We start from the raw sequence: 15,803 nt of genomic DNA, 5'->3' as shown, positions 1-15,803 counted from the left end.
GCCTGGCGGCACTAGCGCGGTGGTCCCACCTGACCCCATGCCGAACTCAGAAGTGAAACGCCGTAGCGCCGATGGTAGTGTGGGGTCTCCCCATGCGAGAGTAGGGAACTGCCAGGCATCAAACAAGCAGAAGGCCATCCGAAAGGATGGCCTTTTTGCGTTGTATTGCTGAACGCCCGGTGGCGCTGTGCTTACCGGGCAAGTATTCCAACTTTACGCTTTATGCCCCGGCAGGACCGTATTCATAATCTGATGCGCCGTATCGGCGATCACTTTACCTGCGGAACGGTCACCTTTAACCAGCGATGACATAAACGCCTTTGCCTGCTCCAGTGTGATATGCGGCGGTAGAGGCGCTACTTCCGGGTCAGTTTTAACCTCCAGCACCACTGGGCGATCCGCGCTCAACGCTTCGTTCCATGCGTCATGCAGCTTTTCCGGATCGTCAATGAAGATCCCTTTCAGTCCAATGGATTCTGCAAACTTAGCGTAAGGCACATCTGGTATATCCTGTGAGGCTTCATAGCGCGGGTTCCCTTCCATGACGCGCTGCTCCCATGTCACCTCGTTCAGATCGCCATTATTAAACACACAGACGATCAGGCGTGGATCGGACCAGCCTTGCCAATACTTCTGAATGGTAATGAGCTCAGCCAGGTTATTCATCTGCATAGCGCCATCGCCGACCAGCGCAACAACCGGTTTTTCCGGGAAGGCGAACTTAGCGGCGATAGCATAGGGTACCGCCGCGCCCATACAGGCCAGGCCACCTGACAGGGAAGATCGCTGGCCCTGCTTTATTCTGAAATCACGTGCGTACCAGTTTGCACAGGAGCCTGAGTCAGACGTCACGATGGCATTGTCCGGCAGCAGGGGTGACATCTCCCACACTACGCGCTGAGGGTTAACCGGGTTAGCTTTTGCCATGGCCCGCTCCTCCATTTTCTCCCACCACGCCTGAACTGAGACCGCAATCTTCTCCTGCCATGCACGATCGTCCTTGTGCTTAAGCAGAGGCAGCAATGCCTGTAGCGTACTGACGGCATCACCGTGCAGATTCACTTCAGTGGGATAACGTAACCCCAGCATGGAGGCATCAATATCAATCTGTACGGCACGCGCCTGTCCCTCTTTGGGTAAAAACTCGGTCCATGGGAAGCCGGTACCAATCATCAGCAGCGTATCGCACTCCTGCATCAGATCCCATGAGGGTTCAGTACCCAGCAAGCCGATACAGCCGGTAACGAACGGCGCATCGTCAGGCAGGATATCTTTACCCAGCAACGCTTTCGCTACCCCTGCACCAAGCAGATTAGCTGTCTGAACTACCTCAACGGCGGCATCCCGAGCGCCCGCGCCAATCAGGATAGCGACCTTTTTGCCCTCGTTGAGGATATCAGCGGCACGCTGGAGATCGTACTGATAAGGAATGACCTGCGGGCGTTGATAGCCGGTGCCGGAATGGGTAAAGCCGTGGGCATGCTGGGGCTCCTGCCACTCTTCATCCTGAATATCTTTCGGCAGGATCAGCACCGTGACGCCGTTATTGGCTTTGGCGATACGTACGCCGCGATCCACCAGATGGCGAACCTGGGAAGGAGTTGCTGCTTCCTGGACGAAGTTCGCCACGTCGCTAAACACGCGATCGAGGTTGATCTCTTGCTGATAATTTGAGCCGCGGGCCGTGGCTTCTGCCTGACCAGCAATGGCGATCACTGGCATATGATCCATGCGGGCGTCATACAGGCCCGTCAGCAGGTGGGTCGCCCCTGGGCCACCGGTAGAGAGGCAAACGCCAGGCTCGCCAGTAAACTTGGCATGGGCGCAGGCCATAAAGGCAGCCATCTCTTCGTGGCGCACCTGGATAAACTCAATTCCGTTACCCGCTTTTTCAGCACGCTGTAGCGCACCAAGCACGCCGTTAATACCATCCCCGGGATAGCCGTAAATACGGGTCACTCCCCAGGCTTTTAATCGTTCTACAAAGAAATCACTGGTCATCTGCGTCATTATTTTGCCTCGCTTCAGGTGTTTGTTCGAGGATAGTTCACCTAAGGCAAATTGGGGAAAAAGGGGGAGTTCTCTGAACAGTGCTATGTTTAGAAGAGCAATCAAAACGGAGAGTATCGGTGCGCAAAGAATTTGATTATGAGCAGAACTTTACTGAAACCGATTTTCGCCAGCATCCTGAACGTTACCAGGTTGGCCGGGGAGAGCAGGGTGTATTGCTGGTCGAGCCTTATAAGGGGGAGATCCTGCCCTTCTGGCGCTATAAGGATCCGGAGTCAGCACAAAAGTCAGCGGAACAAATCTACGCTCTGTTTGAGGAGTACCGCAAAAATGATGACTTTGTGGGTATGGATATGGCGCGTAAGTTTATTCAAATGGGTTATACCCGCGCCCGGCGTTACGCTAATTACAAAGGCGGCAAAAAGTATGATGAGAATCGCGAGCTCAATCCACGCGGCAACGATCCGGTCAAAGCCGCGGCGGCAGCGATCTTTAAAACCTGGTGGGATCGGATCCGTGCCGATGAGGATTACCTGAAGCGCAAAAAAGCGCACCAGGCGAAATGGGGCTAGTGCGCCAGCTGCCAGACGGCGTAACCGGTCGTTGCTCCCGCGACATCCCATGCAAAATCTTTCCAGCTCCAGCCGCTTCCTGCCGGGCGGCTATCCCACAGCTCCTTTGATGCGCCCAGGCTTAACGAAAACATAACGCCGAGAGCCGCACCGCGATCGGCGCTAACGCCCTGGTGCTGGGCATACTCATTCCCGGCAGCAGAGAGCATGGCGGAAGCGAGAAAATGCTGGGCTTTGTCCTGACCGTGCCACTGGTCGTCAGCCATATGCGTGCAGCCGGTTAGGGTCAGTAGGGCAGATAAGATAAGAGCGCGCATCGCCAATCCCAATAAAAAGGCCCCATCAATGACGGGGCCAGACACTATGTTAAAATTACAGAATACGGCTGATCAGCCTGTCGATACGTATCCGGCGCAGACGGCGGATAAGCTTACGCACCTTAACCGGGTACTCGGCAATACTTTGCAGATCGCGATAGTGTTTCACCACGGTGGTGTGAGTGCGGATCAGCGCCAGCTCTTTATCACGCTGCGGGGCCAGCTCCTGTTGCGGATCGTGAATAAGGATCGCGTTTTCCAGATCCAGTCGCCACGCGCGTGGGTTAAGGTTGTTGCCGGTCAGCAGCAGCCACTCGTCATCCACCCACATTCCTTTCAGGTGATAGCTGTTATCCGCGTCTTTCCACAGACGGACAATGAGCTGATCGGTATTCACATAGTACTGCAGGCGGCTCAGGAAACGACGCAGGTTAATTTCATAGAGATAGGGCAGCGCACCGATAATTTTAAACGGCTCGTTTTCCGGGATATAGAAGTCGTTCGCGGTCTTATCCCCGACGATAATCTCTACCTTCTTGCCTTCGCGCAGCAGCTGAATGATGTTGCGTACCAGCACTGCCGGCAGGTTAAAGTAGGGAGTGCAGATCGTCAGCTTGTGCTCGGTGCACGGCATCAGATGGAAGATCGTCTTGTTAAGCAGGCTGGTTTTGCCCAGACCCACCAGCGGCGTCACCGCCAGCTGCTCGTTATCCGCATCGCCCTGGAAATGGTAGCCAGCATCACGCAGCTCCTGACGGAACTGACGGATATCATTTTTGATTTCCGGGCTTTTAGGCCGCTGGTCGCTATCAAGGCGATTAACGCCGCACCCCTGAATCAGGTTGTGGTCGACCCACTCCAGCATAATGTCTGCCATCCGTGCATTGCGGATCAGCTGGTAACGGTCGTAGCGATACTTTTCGTGCTGATGCAGGTAGACGTCGTTCAGGCTGGCACCGCTATAGAGCACGGCATCATCAATGATAAAACCTTTGTAGTGCAGCACGCCCAGCGCTTCACGGGTATTCACGGGTACGCCATAAACGGCGATATCGACGCCAGGATTCTCCTGCGCCAGACGGCAGTACCAGTCGGCATTGGTGTTGGCCGCGGCAGCACCGATCCGGCCACGCTGGGCGCGATGCCAGTCAACCAGGACGCGGACATCCAGCTCTGGACGCTGGCGTTTCGCTTCATAGAGCGCCGCCATAATGTCTTTACCGCCGTCGTCCTGCTCAAGATACAGGGCGATAATACAGATGCGTTGTGTCGCACCAGCAATCTGTTTTAGCAGCGTTTCCCGAAAATCGGCGGGAGCGTAGTAAAACGTGACATCATCAACTGACTGAGAGAGCTTAGGTAGTTGAGCAAGGTGTTGTTGATGTTTATTACGCTTAAATTTTGACAACATCACAGTGCGTATCTTCTCTGTTTATTGAAGGGTCTCTGTATCATGCATCTACAGAAGCATGCAGACCACATAAGCGGACAATGATAACACCAGAGCCAGCGAAAGTGGTCAACATTTCCAGTACCTTACTCAGGAGCCGCCAGGCCCGGCAAGAGGAAGCGTCAGGCTGACAATCCCGTCCTCTAGCTGGATATCAACGGTAAAGCCGAGTTTACGTGCCAGCGTAACCATACCGCGATTATTAGGCATCGTAATACCATTCAGACGCATGAGACCGTGATCGCGGGTGTAGCCAATAAGTTTCTCCAGCAGGCGTCTCCCCAGACCTAACCCCTTAAGGTCAGAGCGGACCAGCACGGCAAACTCCGCATCAACGTTGTCAGGATCGGAGATCGCCCGCGTCACGCCAAGGATCTCTTCGCCATCGTCAGTGCGCCGCACGGCAACGATCGCCATCTCCCGATCGTAGTCGATCTGAGTCATATTGGCTAAGTCCTCATGGGTGAATTCGTTGATCTCACTGAAGTAACGATAATAAAGATCCTCTTTTGTGACCTTGGCGATAAAACGCTGCAGGGCCGGTTCATCTTCGGGCAGGATGGGGCGGAACAGGCAGGCATCGCCGTTTTTCAGCGTCACGCTCTCCTCAAGATGCTGTGGATAGGGGCGTATCGCCAGCCGGCTTTCGCTGCTGCCGCTAAACGGTGCCAGCGTCAGCGTCACGTCGAGGGCGGTAAACTCCCCGGCGGAGGCCAGCAGCGGGTGAATATCCAGCCGTTGGATCTCCGGGCAGTCAACGATCAGGTTTGATACCCGCACCAGAAACTGGCTCAGGCCGATCACATCCAGCGGCTGTAGACCGCTGCGCCCGCGGATCTTCTTATTCTTGATGGCCTGAATAACCAGGTAGCGGGCAAGGTTCATGTTCAACGGCGGCAGCGCTACTGCGGCCTGATCCTGCGCTCGCCACTCCACGCCACCTTCGCCCAGCATAATCAGCGGGCCAAACACCGGATCCTGCTCTACCACCACCCGCAGCTCCTGGGCACCGGCGCGGTTAGCCATGCTTTGCACCTGCAAACCGTGCACTCGTGCCTGGGGCCAGCGCATCTTAACGCGATCGATAATCGCCTCTGCCGCCTGCTGTACCTCCGCAGCGGTGCGCAGATAGAGCATCACGCCCTGAACTTCGGACTTGTGTGGGATATCCGGGGATCGCAGCTTCAGGGCGACCGGGTAGCCAATTTGCCCGGCAATGTGTACCGCCTCGGCGCTGTCGCTGGCAATCCAGGTGGGAAGCGTTTGCAGCCCGTAGGCGCGAAGTACCGGCTGCACCTCGTGCGTATCAAGCGTGGTGGCTCCCTCATCGATAGCCTGCTGCAATAGCTTATGCGCTTCGGCCGTATCGGCGGTCAGGTTGCTGGGCAGGGCAGGCGTCTCACGGAGCTGCTTCTGGTTGCGACGGTACTCCACCATATGCATAAAGGCGGTAATCGTCCCCTCCGGCGTCCGGTAGGTTGGCAGCCCCGCTTCGCTAAACAGGCGGCGGGCCTCCTGAGAAGAGAACTCCCCGCACCAGTTGGTCAGCACGGTGACATATTTACCGCGTGGATGCTTTTTCAGGGCGTCAATCAGAGCCAGCGCGCTTTCGCTGCCGGGCGCCACGGCGCTGGGGGAGTGGATCACCAGCAGGGCGTCATAGTCTGTACTGTCGAGCAGGATATTAAGCGCGGTGATATAGCGCTCGCTGCTGGCATCGTCGCGCAGATCCAGCGGGTTATCCGCCACAACCGATCCCGGCAGCGCTTCACGCAGGCGGGAGAGGGTCTCTTCCCCCAGCGTCGCCAGCTTGCCGTTGCGCAGCCAGAGCTCGTCCAGCGCCAGCGCCGCCGGTGCCGCGCCGTTGCTGATAATCATCAGGCGCTCTCCGCGCAGCGGGCGCATATGGCTCAGGGTCTCAACGGCAGAGAAAAGTTCATGGGTATCCTGCACCCGCAACAGGCCTGCGCGCTGAATTGCCGCATCCCAGGCGGGATCCATCCCGGCGTTAACGTGCAGCAGACGCTGCGCCGCTGGGCTACGGCCGCTTTTGATCACCAGAATGGGCTTATTACGTGAGGCGCTACGGGCGGCGGAGACAAAGCGCCGGGCGTCGCTCAGGTGCTCCAGATAGAGCAGAATAGCGCTGGTTTTGCTGTCGCGGGCAAGGAAGTCCAGAAGCTCATCGACGTCGATATCCAGGCTGTCGCCGAGGGCGATAAAGTAGGAGAAGCCCATTTCGCGCTGCTGGGCCCAGTCAAGAATGGTATTGGATACCGCCGCCGACTGGGAGATAAAGGCCAGCTTGCCGCGCGCGATCGGTACCGGAGAGAAGCTGGCGTTGAGCCCTTGCCAGGGTGCCAGCAGACCGAGGCTGTTTGGCCCCAGCAGGCGCATCTGGAAACGGCTGGCGCAGGCCAGCAGATCGGCATGCTGTTCCGGCGGCGCAGAGAGGATGATGCAGGTCTTACACCCTTTCTGGCCTAGTGCCTCCAGCAGGCTTAAGTTGCGTTTCGCATGGGTGCAGAGCACGGCGAGATCCGGCGTAAAGGGCAGGCTGGCGACATCCGGCCAGGCCAGCACTCCCTGCACGGCCTTCCAGGCCGGGGTCACCGGCAGAACCGGACCGGCAAAGCCGCCGGCCAGTAGGTTACGCATCATCAAAAAGCCGGCGCGATCCGGCTTCATTGAGGCACCAATCACCGCAATCGACTTAGGGCGCAGCAGCGCTTCCAGTCCTCGTTGGCTCATACCGGTCTCCAGAAAAGAGTGACCTGATGATTTTAAACGCTTTCTTCCATATCCGCTGTGACGCTGCCCTTATGCTGCGTTTTTCCTGCCAGATAGCGGGTACGGAAGCAGGAGAAGTGATCCCCCAGCGCCTGAGCGGCATGCTGGTCCGCAGCGAGATCGAGCAGGGCGATCGCCACCTCTGCCGTGCAGTACTGCCCCTCAACCTGTGCTTCGCGCAGGCGGTAGGCGGAGACGCGGGAGAGATCGACAGAGATCACCGGTAGCCTGTCGAGATAAGGACTTTTACGGAACATCTTCCGCGCCTCGGTCCAGGTTCCGTCGAGCATAATAAACAGTGGCGGTTTACCGCTGGGAGGCGTGGTGATCACCTGACGCTCGCTGCCCGCATAGGCAGCGGGAAAGACCACCATTGGCTGGTAATCAGGATTGGCGACCAGATCCAGCAGCGCCTGCGGCGGCTCGGTGCGCGACCACTGGAACGCGGCGGTATCCGGCAGGATATCGGCAATCAGGCGTCCGGTATTGCTGGGCTTCATCGGTTCGGTATCAAACATCACCAGACAGAAGCGGCTGCGGGCAGAGCTGGGCTGTAGCGTAGCGCACAGGCACTGCTTTAGCGGCAGCAGGCAGCGCTGACAGCGGCGGATACGGTTACCCCGGGCGAGAAAAGGGCGTGTAGCGCGGGCAAGACGTTGCGCCCGAAGTTGCAGTACGGCGTTATTGGTCACGGTCATAGAGGTGGCGCAGAAAAAACGCCATTGTGGCAGAGGGAAAAACGGGGCACAAGCGCGCCCCGGAAGATTAGAGTGATTCGTTCAGCCAGCTATCGAACGGTGCTTTCGGCACCGCGCCGCTCAGCATGTCGACAACCTCACCATTTTTGAACAGCATGATGGTTGGAATGCTGCGGATCCGGAAGCGGGCGCTTAGCTCACGTTCGGCTTCGGTGTTAATCTTTACAAAGCGCACTTTGCCGCTGCGCTCTTCAGCAACGTCTTCAAAAATCGGGGCAAAGCTGCGGCACGGGCCACACCAGGGTGCCCAGAAATCTACTACTACTGGCAGATCGTCTTTCAGGAGTTTATCCAGCGTCTCGCCGGTGGCGTTAACTACGTCGCCATCGAAAAGATCGTGGCCACAGCGTCCACATTTCGCGCCGTCGGTAGCATGGTCATCGGGAATGCGGTTCAGTGCCTGACAGCTTGCACATACGGTATTCATAACTAACCTCTGGGTAGTGCGGTGGGACAGAGTATGTTTCCAATATGTTACATATTATCTTTGAGCAGGTGTGAAACGACAACGCGTTTTATTCAATGAGTACAATAGTCGCAGGCTTTTAAATGAAGTAATGGCTATGCGCCTGCACATCGGGTAATCTGCGCGCTTCGCGCAGCGCTGGTGGAGAAAAGCATGAACGACGAACTTAAAAACAAAAGCGGCAAGGTCAAAGTGATGTATGTCCGCAGTGATGATGATTCTGATAAACGTACCCATAACCCGCGTACCGGGAAGGGGGGCGGACGTCCGGGATCGTCTCGTGCAGACGGTGGCCGTCGCCCCGCCCGCGATGAGAGAAAACCTTTTGGTCGCGATCGTGACCGTGATAACGAGCGTGACGGCGGATCGCCGTGGCGCACCGTCTCCCGCCCGCCCGTTAGCGAATCGGTAAGGGACGAGGAGGAGTCAGCCAGCGGCAAGCCGGTTATCGATCCTGAAGTGATCCGTCGCCAGCGCGCTGAAGAGACACGCGTTTACGGTGAAAACGCCTGTCAGGCTCTGTTCCAGAGCCGCCCGGATTGCATCGTCCGCGCCTGGTTTGTCCAGAGCGTGACGCCGCGCTTCAAAGAGGCGCTGCGCTGGATGGCAGCTAACCGCAAGGCCTACCATGTGGTAGACGAGGCCGAGCTGGCAAAAGCGTCCGGAACCGAACACCACGGTGGCGTCTGCTTTATTATCAAAAAGCGTAGCGGTATCTCTGTGCAGCAGTGGGTGAGCCAGGCGGGCGAGCAGGATTGCGTCCTGGCGCTGGAGGATGTGGGCAACCCGCACAACCTCGGCGCGATGATGCGTAGCTGCGCGCACTTCGGTGTGAAAGGCGTAGTGCTGCAGGACGCGGGAATTATCGAGTCTGGCGCAGCGGTACGTACCGCTGAGGGCGGGGCCGAGCACGTGCAGGCGATCACCGGTGACAGCGTGCTTGATGCGCTGGATGCCTTCCGCAAAGCGGGCTACACCATTGTAACCACCTCCAGCCATGAAGGTACGCCGCTTTATCAGGCCGAGATGCCGAAGAAGATGGTGCTGGTATTAGGCCAGGAGCGTGACGGTCTCTCCGATGCGGCGCTGGCCAGCGCCGATCTGAGCCTTGCTATTCCGGGCACCGGCAACGTTGAAAGCCTTAACGTCTCCGTGGCGACCGGCGTTCTGCTCGCCGAGTGGTGGCGTCAGAACAAAGCGTAACGCTTTCCAGGCCCGGCAGGCATCGCGCCGCCGGGCCCAATCCCTTCGCTATTCGCTCTCTGCCGGCAGAACCGGCATCCAGTCAATCGGCTTCTCGCCGTGCTGCTCCAGCCACTCATTAGCCAGTACAAAATGGTGACAGCCAAAAAATCCCCGGTGCGCCGACAGCGGTGAAGGGTGAGGCGCTTTCAGGATATGGTGGCGCTGGCCGTCAATAATCGCCCCTTTCTTCTGCGCGTGGGATCCCCACAGTAAAAACACGACGTTCTCACGGTGCTCGTTAATCAAAGCAATCACCTTATCGGTAAAGGTCTCCCAGCCGAGGCTGGCATGAGAGTGCGCATGGCCTGCGCGCACGGTCAGCACCGTGTTGAGCAGCAGCACTCCCTGACGCGCCCAGCTCTCCAGATAGCCGTGCGTCGGCCGGGTAAATCCCGGAATTGAGCTCTCCAGCTCTTTGTACATATTGAGCAGCGACGGGGGCGTAGCGACGCCGGGGCGGACGGAGAAGGCCAGGCCGTGTGCCTGTCCCGGCCCGTGATAGGGATCCTGACCGAGGATCACCACCTTCACATCCCCCAGCTCGGTGAAGCGAAAGGCGTTGAACACATCCTTCTGTGGCGGGTAAACCGTCACGCCAGCCTCGCGTTCGGCGGCTACTGCGTTAAGCGTATTGGTAAAGTAGGGCTGCTTTTTCTCTTCAGCCAGCACGTCGTGCCATGTTTGCGAAGTGGTCATTCCGGTCTCCTGCCTCTTTTAGTGATCCTAAGCTTAACCGCTTCTTTCCGCGGAATAAAATACGTGGGCATAAACGCGGGCTCAGACTTAACAAAATTTGAGAAAATACAAAATATTTTTAGAGGGCCACGCGGCATAACTTGATATAAAACAACTATTTCCCATCATGACCCTCTTTGTGGTGTGGCTTTTATTGATATAGGTCAAGGAATGACCCCAGTTTGGCTGGTATATATACACTCAGGCAACAATGGTTTTACCAATTGGCCGGGATATGGCCGACACAATAATTTAAGACGCCCGGGAGGCATCATATGATTACAGGTATCCAAATCACCAAAGCCGCAAACGACGATCTGTTAAACTCTTTCTGGCTGCTCGACAGCGAAAAAGGAGAAGCGCGTTGCGTATGTGCTAAAGCCGGTTTTGCCGAAGATGACGTGGTGGCGATTGACCAGCTGGGCAGCATCGAGTATCGCGAAGTACCGATGGAAGTTCAGCCGCAGGTTCGCGTTGAAGGCGGCCAGCACCTGAACGTTAACGTGCTGCGTCGTGAAACCCTGATGGATGCGGTTGAGCATCCGGAAAAATATCCGCAGCTGACCATCCGCGTGTCAGGCTATGCGGTACGCTTTAACTCCCTGACCCCAGAGCAGCAGCGCGACGTTATCGCCCGTACCTTTACTGAAAGCCTGTAACAGGCCTGTATAAAAAAAGCCGGGTAGCGAACCCGGCTTTTTTATTACTCGTTTGAGGACTCTTGAGAGCCGCTCGGCTTACGACGCTTACCCACGTTTTTAGCATCGCGATGACGCACCTTCACGCGCGGCTTCTCTTTCTCTTTCTCTTTCTTTTCGGCACGCTTGGCCAGCGCTTTCTTCGACGGCTTACCCGTCATCTTCTCGCTCGGCGCACGGGTGGTGGGGCGCAGCTCGTCAATCACACGGGCTTTTAGCGGCTCATCAACGTAGCGGCCAATTTTCTGCAGCAGCAGGTAATCGTGGGCCTCGACCAGCGAAATGGCGGTACCTTTGCGGCCGGCGCGGCCGGTACGGCCAATACGGTGCAGGTAGATATCGCCGCTGCGCGGCATATCGAAGTTAATCACGTGGCTCACGTCTGGAATATCGATCCCACGAGCGGCAACGTCGGTGGCGATCAGCACATTTACCCGGCCTTCGGTCAGACGTTTGATACCTTCGGTACGCTTCACCTGGGCCATCTCGCCTTCAAGATAGCAGTTGTTAATACCGGCGTTACGCAGCAGCTCTGCCAGCTCATGCACGCGCTCGCGCTTACGAACAAACACGATGGTGCGGGTCGCATCGTCCTGGGTCAGCAGGTGCTTCAGCAGGGCGGTCTTATGTGCAAAGTCATCCGCGCGGTAGTACCACTGGTGGATTTTTTTACGTTCGCGGGTAGACGGTGTCGCAGAGACCTCGACCGGATCTTCCAGCAGGCGCTCGGCAAAGTCCTTCACGGCGTTGCCTTCCAGCGTGGCGGAGAAGAGCATGGTCTGCTTACGCCAGCGCGTCTCCCCGGCGATGTGCTCGATATCCTGGGCGAAACCCAGCTCCAGCATGCGGTCTGCTTCATCGAGGATCAGCGTCTCTACGGCGCGGCAGTCAAAGTTCTCTTCTTTGATGTACTGCATAAGGCGGCCGGTTGTGGCGACCACGATATCCTGGTTTTCGCTGAACACTTCGGCGTGGTTCATATAGGCTACGCCGCCGGTGATAGTGGCGATATCCAGATGGGTATTTACCGACAGCTCACGGGCGTGCTCGGCCACCTGCGTTGCCAGCTCGCGGGTAGGCGTCAGGATAAGAATACGCGGCGGTCCGGATTTCTTACGTGGAAAATCGATCAGGTGCTGCAACGCAGGCAGCAGATACGCTGCCGTTTTACCCGTGCCGGTAGGCGCGGAACCGAGTACATCTCGGCCCTCCAGCGCAGGCGGAATAGCAGCCGCCTGAATGGCAGTTGGGCGTGTGAAGCCTTTACTCTGGAGCGCGTCCAGCAGGCTTTCATCGAGTTCGAGTTCGGAAAAAGTCGTTACAGTCATGTTCTACCTCAGTGTGGGGCGCTGATTATAATCGTTATGGCTGCAATCTTCATCTCTTTGTGTGGATAACGCTTTCCCGCCTGGCGGCTTTCCCCTATTCTACACCGGTTTCGTTAGTTGGATTGTTAAGAATGCCCCACAGCAAAGCGCAGCTGCGTCGTAATGGATTCACCTTTAAACAGTTTTTTATTGCCCATGACAGATGTGCCATGAAGGTGGGTACTGACGGTATTCTTCTCGGGGCATGGTCGCCGGTTGCCGGGGTTAAGCGTATCCTCGATATCGGCACCGGCAGCGGCTTGCTGGCGTTGATGCTGGCCCAGCGTACCGGTGAGACAGTAAGCATTGATGCCGTAGAGCTGGACGTCGATGCCGCTCAACAGGCGCAGGAGAACGTGAGCGAGTCGCCGTGGGCGGATCGCATTCAGATCCACTCTGCTGACATTCAGGAGTGGGTCAACACCTGCACCCGCCGCTACGATCTCATCGTCAGCAACCCGCCTTACTATGAAAAAGGGGTCGAGTGCGGCACGCCGCAGCGGGAGCAGGCGCGCTATACCGTCTCTCTGGATCACGGTACGCTGCTGGCCTGCGCCGCCGAGTGCATCACTGAAGAGGGGTTTTTATGCGTGGTGCTGCCGGAGGCGCTGGGAAATGGCTTTACGCAAAAGGCGCTGGAGACGGGCTGGCATTTGCGCCTGCGCACCGACGTTGCCGATAACGAAAGTCGTCTACCGCACCGCGTACTGCTGGCTTTCTCCCCCACCCAAGGGGAGTGCTTTAGCGATCGCATGACCATCCGCGGCGCGGATCAGCGCTATTCAGAAGACTATACGGCGCTGACCCAGGCGTTCTATCTCTTTATGTAGGTGCGCGGGACAAGTATCGATGGCCCGGAGTCTGGCAGCAGCGCCGGGTAATCAAGCGTGTAGTGCAATCCTCGGCTCTCCTTACGCGCCATGGCGCAGCGAACAATCAGCTCCGCAACCTGCACCAGATTACGCAGCTCCAGCAGATTGTTAGAGACGCGGAAGTTAGCGTAGTACTCGTCGATCTCCTGCTGCAACATCTGGATCCGCCGTAGCGCGCGCTCCAGCCGCTTGCTGGTGCGCACGATCCCCACGTAATCCCACATCAGCAGGCGCAGCTCGTGCCAGTTATGCTGAATGATGACTCGCTCATCAGGATCCTCAACCTGGCTCTCGTCCCACGCGGGGAGCGTAGCGACCTCTGACACAGCAGAAAGCCGCCCGGTAATATCCTCCGCCGCTGACCAACCGTAGACCAGACACTCCAGCAGTGAGTTCGATGCCATACGGTTTGCGCCGTGCAGGCCGGTATAGCTCACCTCGCCGATGGCATACAGCCCGTCCACGTCGGTACGGCCTGCGTCATCCACCATCACGCCGCCGCAGGTGTAGTGTGCCGCCGGCACGATAGGCACCGGCTCTTTGGTGAGATCGATACCCAGGCCAAGCAGCTTCTCGTAGATCATGGGGAAGTGCTGGCGGATAAAGGCCTCTGGCTTATGGCTAATATCCAGGTACATGCAGTCCGCCCCAAGACGTTTCATCTCATGGTCGATAGCTCTGGCCACGATGTCACGCGGAGCCAGCTCGCCCCGGGAATCGAAGTCGGGCATAAACCGCGTGCCATCCGGGCGCTTAAGGTAGGCGCCTTCCCCGCGCAAGGCCTCGGTAAGCAGGAAGTTACGTGCCTGCGGGTGGAAGAGGGCGGTGGGGTGAAACTGGTTGAATTCGAGGTTAGCCACCCGGCAGCCTGCCCGCCAGGCCATGGCGATACCGTCTCCAGAGGCGATATCCGGGTTAGTGGTGTACTGATAGACCTTCGACGCACCGCCGGTGGCCAGCACTACCGCTTTCGCCCGGCAGGTCTCAACCGCCTCGCGATTGCGGTTCCACACCCAAGCGCCAACCGCCCGACGCGGGCCGGAGAGGCCAATTTTGTCGGAGATAATCAGGTCTACAGCGTTGCAGCGCTCCAGCACGCGAATATTGGGATGGCTCAGCGCCTGGCTTACCAGCGTCGTCTCGACCGCTTTGCCGGTAGCGTCGGCGGCGTGCAGGATCCGGCGATGGCTGTGGCCGCCCTCGCGGGTCAGGTGGTAGCCCTCTGCACCGTTGGGCTGCACGTGGGTATCAAACAGCACGCCCTGATCGATAAGCCACTGTACGCAGGGCCGGGCGTTGCTGGCGACAAACTCAGCCGCATGGCGTTCGACGATACCTGCCCCCGCGATAAGCGTATCTTCCACGTGTGAGCTAATGCTATCGGTGTCATCAAACACGGCGGCAATGCCACCCTGCGCATAGAGGGTGGAGCCTTCGCTAATCGGGCCTTTACTAAGAACAATCACGCTATGGTGTTGCGCCAAACGCAGCGCCAGAGAGAGACCAGCAGCGCCACTGCCAATTACCAGCACATCACAGGAGAGATCGGGAGTCGTATTCATGATAGTGTGTTTAATTTACTAAACAGGATGACGCCAGCATAGATCTAAAGGCAGTATAAATCACCAAATTTTTTAAATCGTGTTGTAAAGGCTAAACAGCGAGGCGGTGAAAAGGCTAAATCAGTTTTGTGGTGAAAAAAAAGCAGGGTTGCGTTACTCTGCTGACGGTATAAAAGGCTTTTCTACTATGCGACGTGCATAGTTTAGCGTCAGTAGACTTATAATGAGTCATAACCAACGGTCTACGAAACGATACACAAAAACAAAGGCGTAACGGAACTTTTGCCGAAAAAGTCTCTCTAACCACATGCTTGCTCAGAGTGCTGTGTGGGAGTGGCGTTTCGATTACGCGTGGATATTAGGTTTGGGGAGACATTACCTCGGATGAGCGAGCAGTTAACGGATCAGGTCCTCGTCGAACGGGTCCAGAAGGGAGATCAGAAAGCCTTTAACTTACTGGTGGTTCGCTACCAGCATAAAGTAGCGAGCCTGGTTTCCCGTTATGTGCCGTCGGGCGACGTTCCCGATGTGGCACAAGAGTCTTTCATTAAGGCCTATCGCGCGCTGGATTCATTCCGGGGGGATAGCGCTTTTTACACCTGGCTCTATCGTATTGCGGTAAATACCGCCAAGAATTACCTGGTCGCTCAGGGTCGTCGTCCACCGTCCAGCGATGTTGATGCTATAGAAGCAGAAAACTACGAAAACGGTGGGGCGCTGAAAGAAATTTCGAACCCTGAGAACTTAATGTTGTCAGAAGAACTGAGACAAATTGTTTTCCGAACCATTGAATCGCTTCCGGAAGATTTACGTATGGCAATTACCTTACGGGAGCTGGATGGCCTTAGCTATGAAGAGATAGCCGCCATTATGGACTGCCCGGTGGGTACGGTACGTTCACGTATCTTCCGAGCTCGGGAAGCCATTGATAATAAAGTTCAACCGCTTATCAGGCGTTGAC

15 protein-coding genes and 1 rRNA gene are annotated in these 15,803 nt (G+C 57.0%); 7 read left to right on the top strand and 9 right to left on the bottom strand.

The features are described from left to right. Position 1 precedes the first annotated feature (1 nt). Positions 2 to 117, top strand: a 5S ribosomal RNA gene (gene rrf, locus NR795_RS11560). 96 nt (positions 118 to 213) lie between these two features. Here rrf and NR795_RS11555 read toward each other — a convergent pair. Beyond that, positions 214 to 2,010, bottom strand: coding sequence for a thiamine pyrophosphate-requiring protein (locus NR795_RS11555; RefSeq protein ID WP_257758248.1), 1,797 nt, complete (start codon positions 2,008 to 2,010; stop codon positions 214 to 216). Between the two features lie 119 nt (positions 2,011 to 2,129). On the opposite strand from NR795_RS11555, the gene NR795_RS11550 reads away from it, so the two are divergent. Beyond that, on the top strand, positions 2,130 to 2,582 hold the full coding sequence (locus NR795_RS11550; protein WP_257758247.1) for a DUF4385 domain-containing protein: 453 nt from the start codon (positions 2,130 to 2,132) through the stop codon (positions 2,580 to 2,582). On the opposite strand, the gene NR795_RS11545 is transcribed toward NR795_RS11550, so the two are convergent. The 5 genes from NR795_RS11545 to trxC all read right to left on the bottom strand — a co-directional run bounded on the left by NR795_RS11545 (position 2,579) and on the right by trxC (position 8,324). Then, the gene (locus tag NR795_RS11545; RefSeq protein WP_222888538.1) at positions 2,579 to 2,899 is read right to left on the bottom strand and encodes a YfiM family lipoprotein; all 321 of its coding nucleotides are present in this window, start codon (positions 2,897 to 2,899) and stop codon (positions 2,579 to 2,581) included. The genes NR795_RS11550 and NR795_RS11545 overlap by 4 nt on opposite strands. 55 nt (positions 2,900 to 2,954) lie before the next feature. Then, positions 2,955 to 4,310: a CDP-diacylglycerol--serine O-phosphatidyltransferase gene (gene pssA, locus NR795_RS11540; RefSeq protein WP_257758300.1), complete on the bottom strand. Its 1,356-nt coding sequence runs from the start codon at positions 4,308 to 4,310 to the stop codon at positions 2,955 to 2,957. A gap of 129 nt (positions 4,311 to 4,439) precedes the next feature. Further along, the gene (pat, locus tag NR795_RS11535) at positions 4,440 to 7,100 is read right to left on the bottom strand and encodes a protein lysine acetyltransferase (protein ID WP_257758246.1); all 2,661 of its coding nucleotides are present in this window, start codon (positions 7,098 to 7,100) and stop codon (positions 4,440 to 4,442) included. Positions 7,101 to 7,132: 32 nt separating this feature from the next. Continuing rightward, positions 7,133 to 7,831: a tRNA-uridine aminocarboxypropyltransferase gene (gene tapT, locus NR795_RS11530; protein ID WP_257758299.1), complete on the bottom strand. Its 699-nt coding sequence runs from the start codon at positions 7,829 to 7,831 to the stop codon at positions 7,133 to 7,135. Between the two features lie 73 nt (positions 7,832 to 7,904). Beyond that, entirely contained in the window at positions 7,905 to 8,324 is a 420-nt protein-coding gene (gene trxC, locus NR795_RS11525) for a thioredoxin TrxC (protein WP_257758245.1), read from the bottom strand. Positions 8,325 to 8,516: 192 nt separating this feature from the next. Between trxC and NR795_RS11520 the strand changes: the two genes are divergently transcribed. Continuing rightward, entirely contained in the window at positions 8,517 to 9,566 is a 1,050-nt protein-coding gene (locus tag NR795_RS11520) for a tRNA/rRNA methyltransferase (protein WP_144818094.1), read from the top strand. 48 nt (positions 9,567 to 9,614) lie between these two features. On the opposite strand, the gene ung is transcribed toward NR795_RS11520, so the two are convergent. After that, the gene (gene ung / locus NR795_RS11515) at positions 9,615 to 10,304 is read right to left on the bottom strand and encodes a uracil-DNA glycosylase (protein WP_144818095.1); all 690 of its coding nucleotides are present in this window, start codon (positions 10,302 to 10,304) and stop codon (positions 9,615 to 9,617) included. A gap of 314 nt (positions 10,305 to 10,618) precedes the next feature. On the opposite strand from ung, the gene grcA reads away from it, so the two are divergent. Then, the gene (gene grcA / locus NR795_RS11510) at positions 10,619 to 11,002 is read left to right on the top strand and encodes an autonomous glycyl radical cofactor GrcA (protein ID WP_042395490.1); all 384 of its coding nucleotides are present in this window, start codon (positions 10,619 to 10,621) and stop codon (positions 11,000 to 11,002) included. Between the two features lie 44 nt (positions 11,003 to 11,046). Here the strand turns inward: grcA and srmB are convergent, their stop codons facing one another. Beyond that, positions 11,047 to 12,369, bottom strand: coding sequence for an ATP-dependent RNA helicase SrmB (gene srmB / locus NR795_RS11505; protein WP_257758244.1), 1,323 nt, complete (start codon positions 12,367 to 12,369; stop codon positions 11,047 to 11,049). A gap of 131 nt (positions 12,370 to 12,500) precedes the next feature. On the opposite strand from srmB, the gene NR795_RS11500 reads away from it, so the two are divergent. Next, the gene (locus NR795_RS11500) at positions 12,501 to 13,238 is read left to right on the top strand and encodes a tRNA1(Val) (adenine(37)-N6)-methyltransferase (protein WP_257758243.1); all 738 of its coding nucleotides are present in this window, start codon (positions 12,501 to 12,503) and stop codon (positions 13,236 to 13,238) included. On the opposite strand, the gene nadB is transcribed toward NR795_RS11500, so the two are convergent. Then, on the bottom strand, positions 13,223 to 14,842 hold the full coding sequence (nadB, locus tag NR795_RS11495; RefSeq protein WP_257758242.1) for an L-aspartate oxidase: 1,620 nt from the start codon (positions 14,840 to 14,842) through the stop codon (positions 13,223 to 13,225). The genes NR795_RS11500 and nadB overlap by 16 nt on opposite strands. Positions 14,843 to 15,149: 307 nt before the next feature. Here nadB and rseD point away from each other — a divergent pair, with 307 nt between their 5' ends. Together rseD and rpoE are read left to right on the top strand one after the other, a co-directional pair. Next, complete coding sequence (rseD, locus tag NR795_RS20720; RefSeq protein ID WP_243731523.1) at positions 15,150 to 15,230, top strand: rpoE leader peptide RseD; 81 nt, start codon at positions 15,150 to 15,152, stop codon at positions 15,228 to 15,230. Then, the gene (rpoE, locus tag NR795_RS11490; RefSeq protein ID WP_042395496.1) at positions 15,227 to 15,802 is read left to right on the top strand and encodes an RNA polymerase sigma factor RpoE; all 576 of its coding nucleotides are present in this window, start codon (positions 15,227 to 15,229) and stop codon (positions 15,800 to 15,802) included. The genes rseD and rpoE overlap by 4 nt, the downstream gene beginning before the upstream one ends. Position 15,803 lies beyond the last annotated feature (1 nt).

Source organism: Pseudescherichia sp. L3 (assembly GCF_024656065.1).
Taxonomy (GTDB): Bacteria; Pseudomonadota; Gammaproteobacteria; order Enterobacterales; family Enterobacteriaceae; genus Pseudescherichia.
The sequence above is the reverse complement of the archived record's forward strand: the minus strand, read 5'-3'. Positions and strand labels throughout refer to the sequence as shown.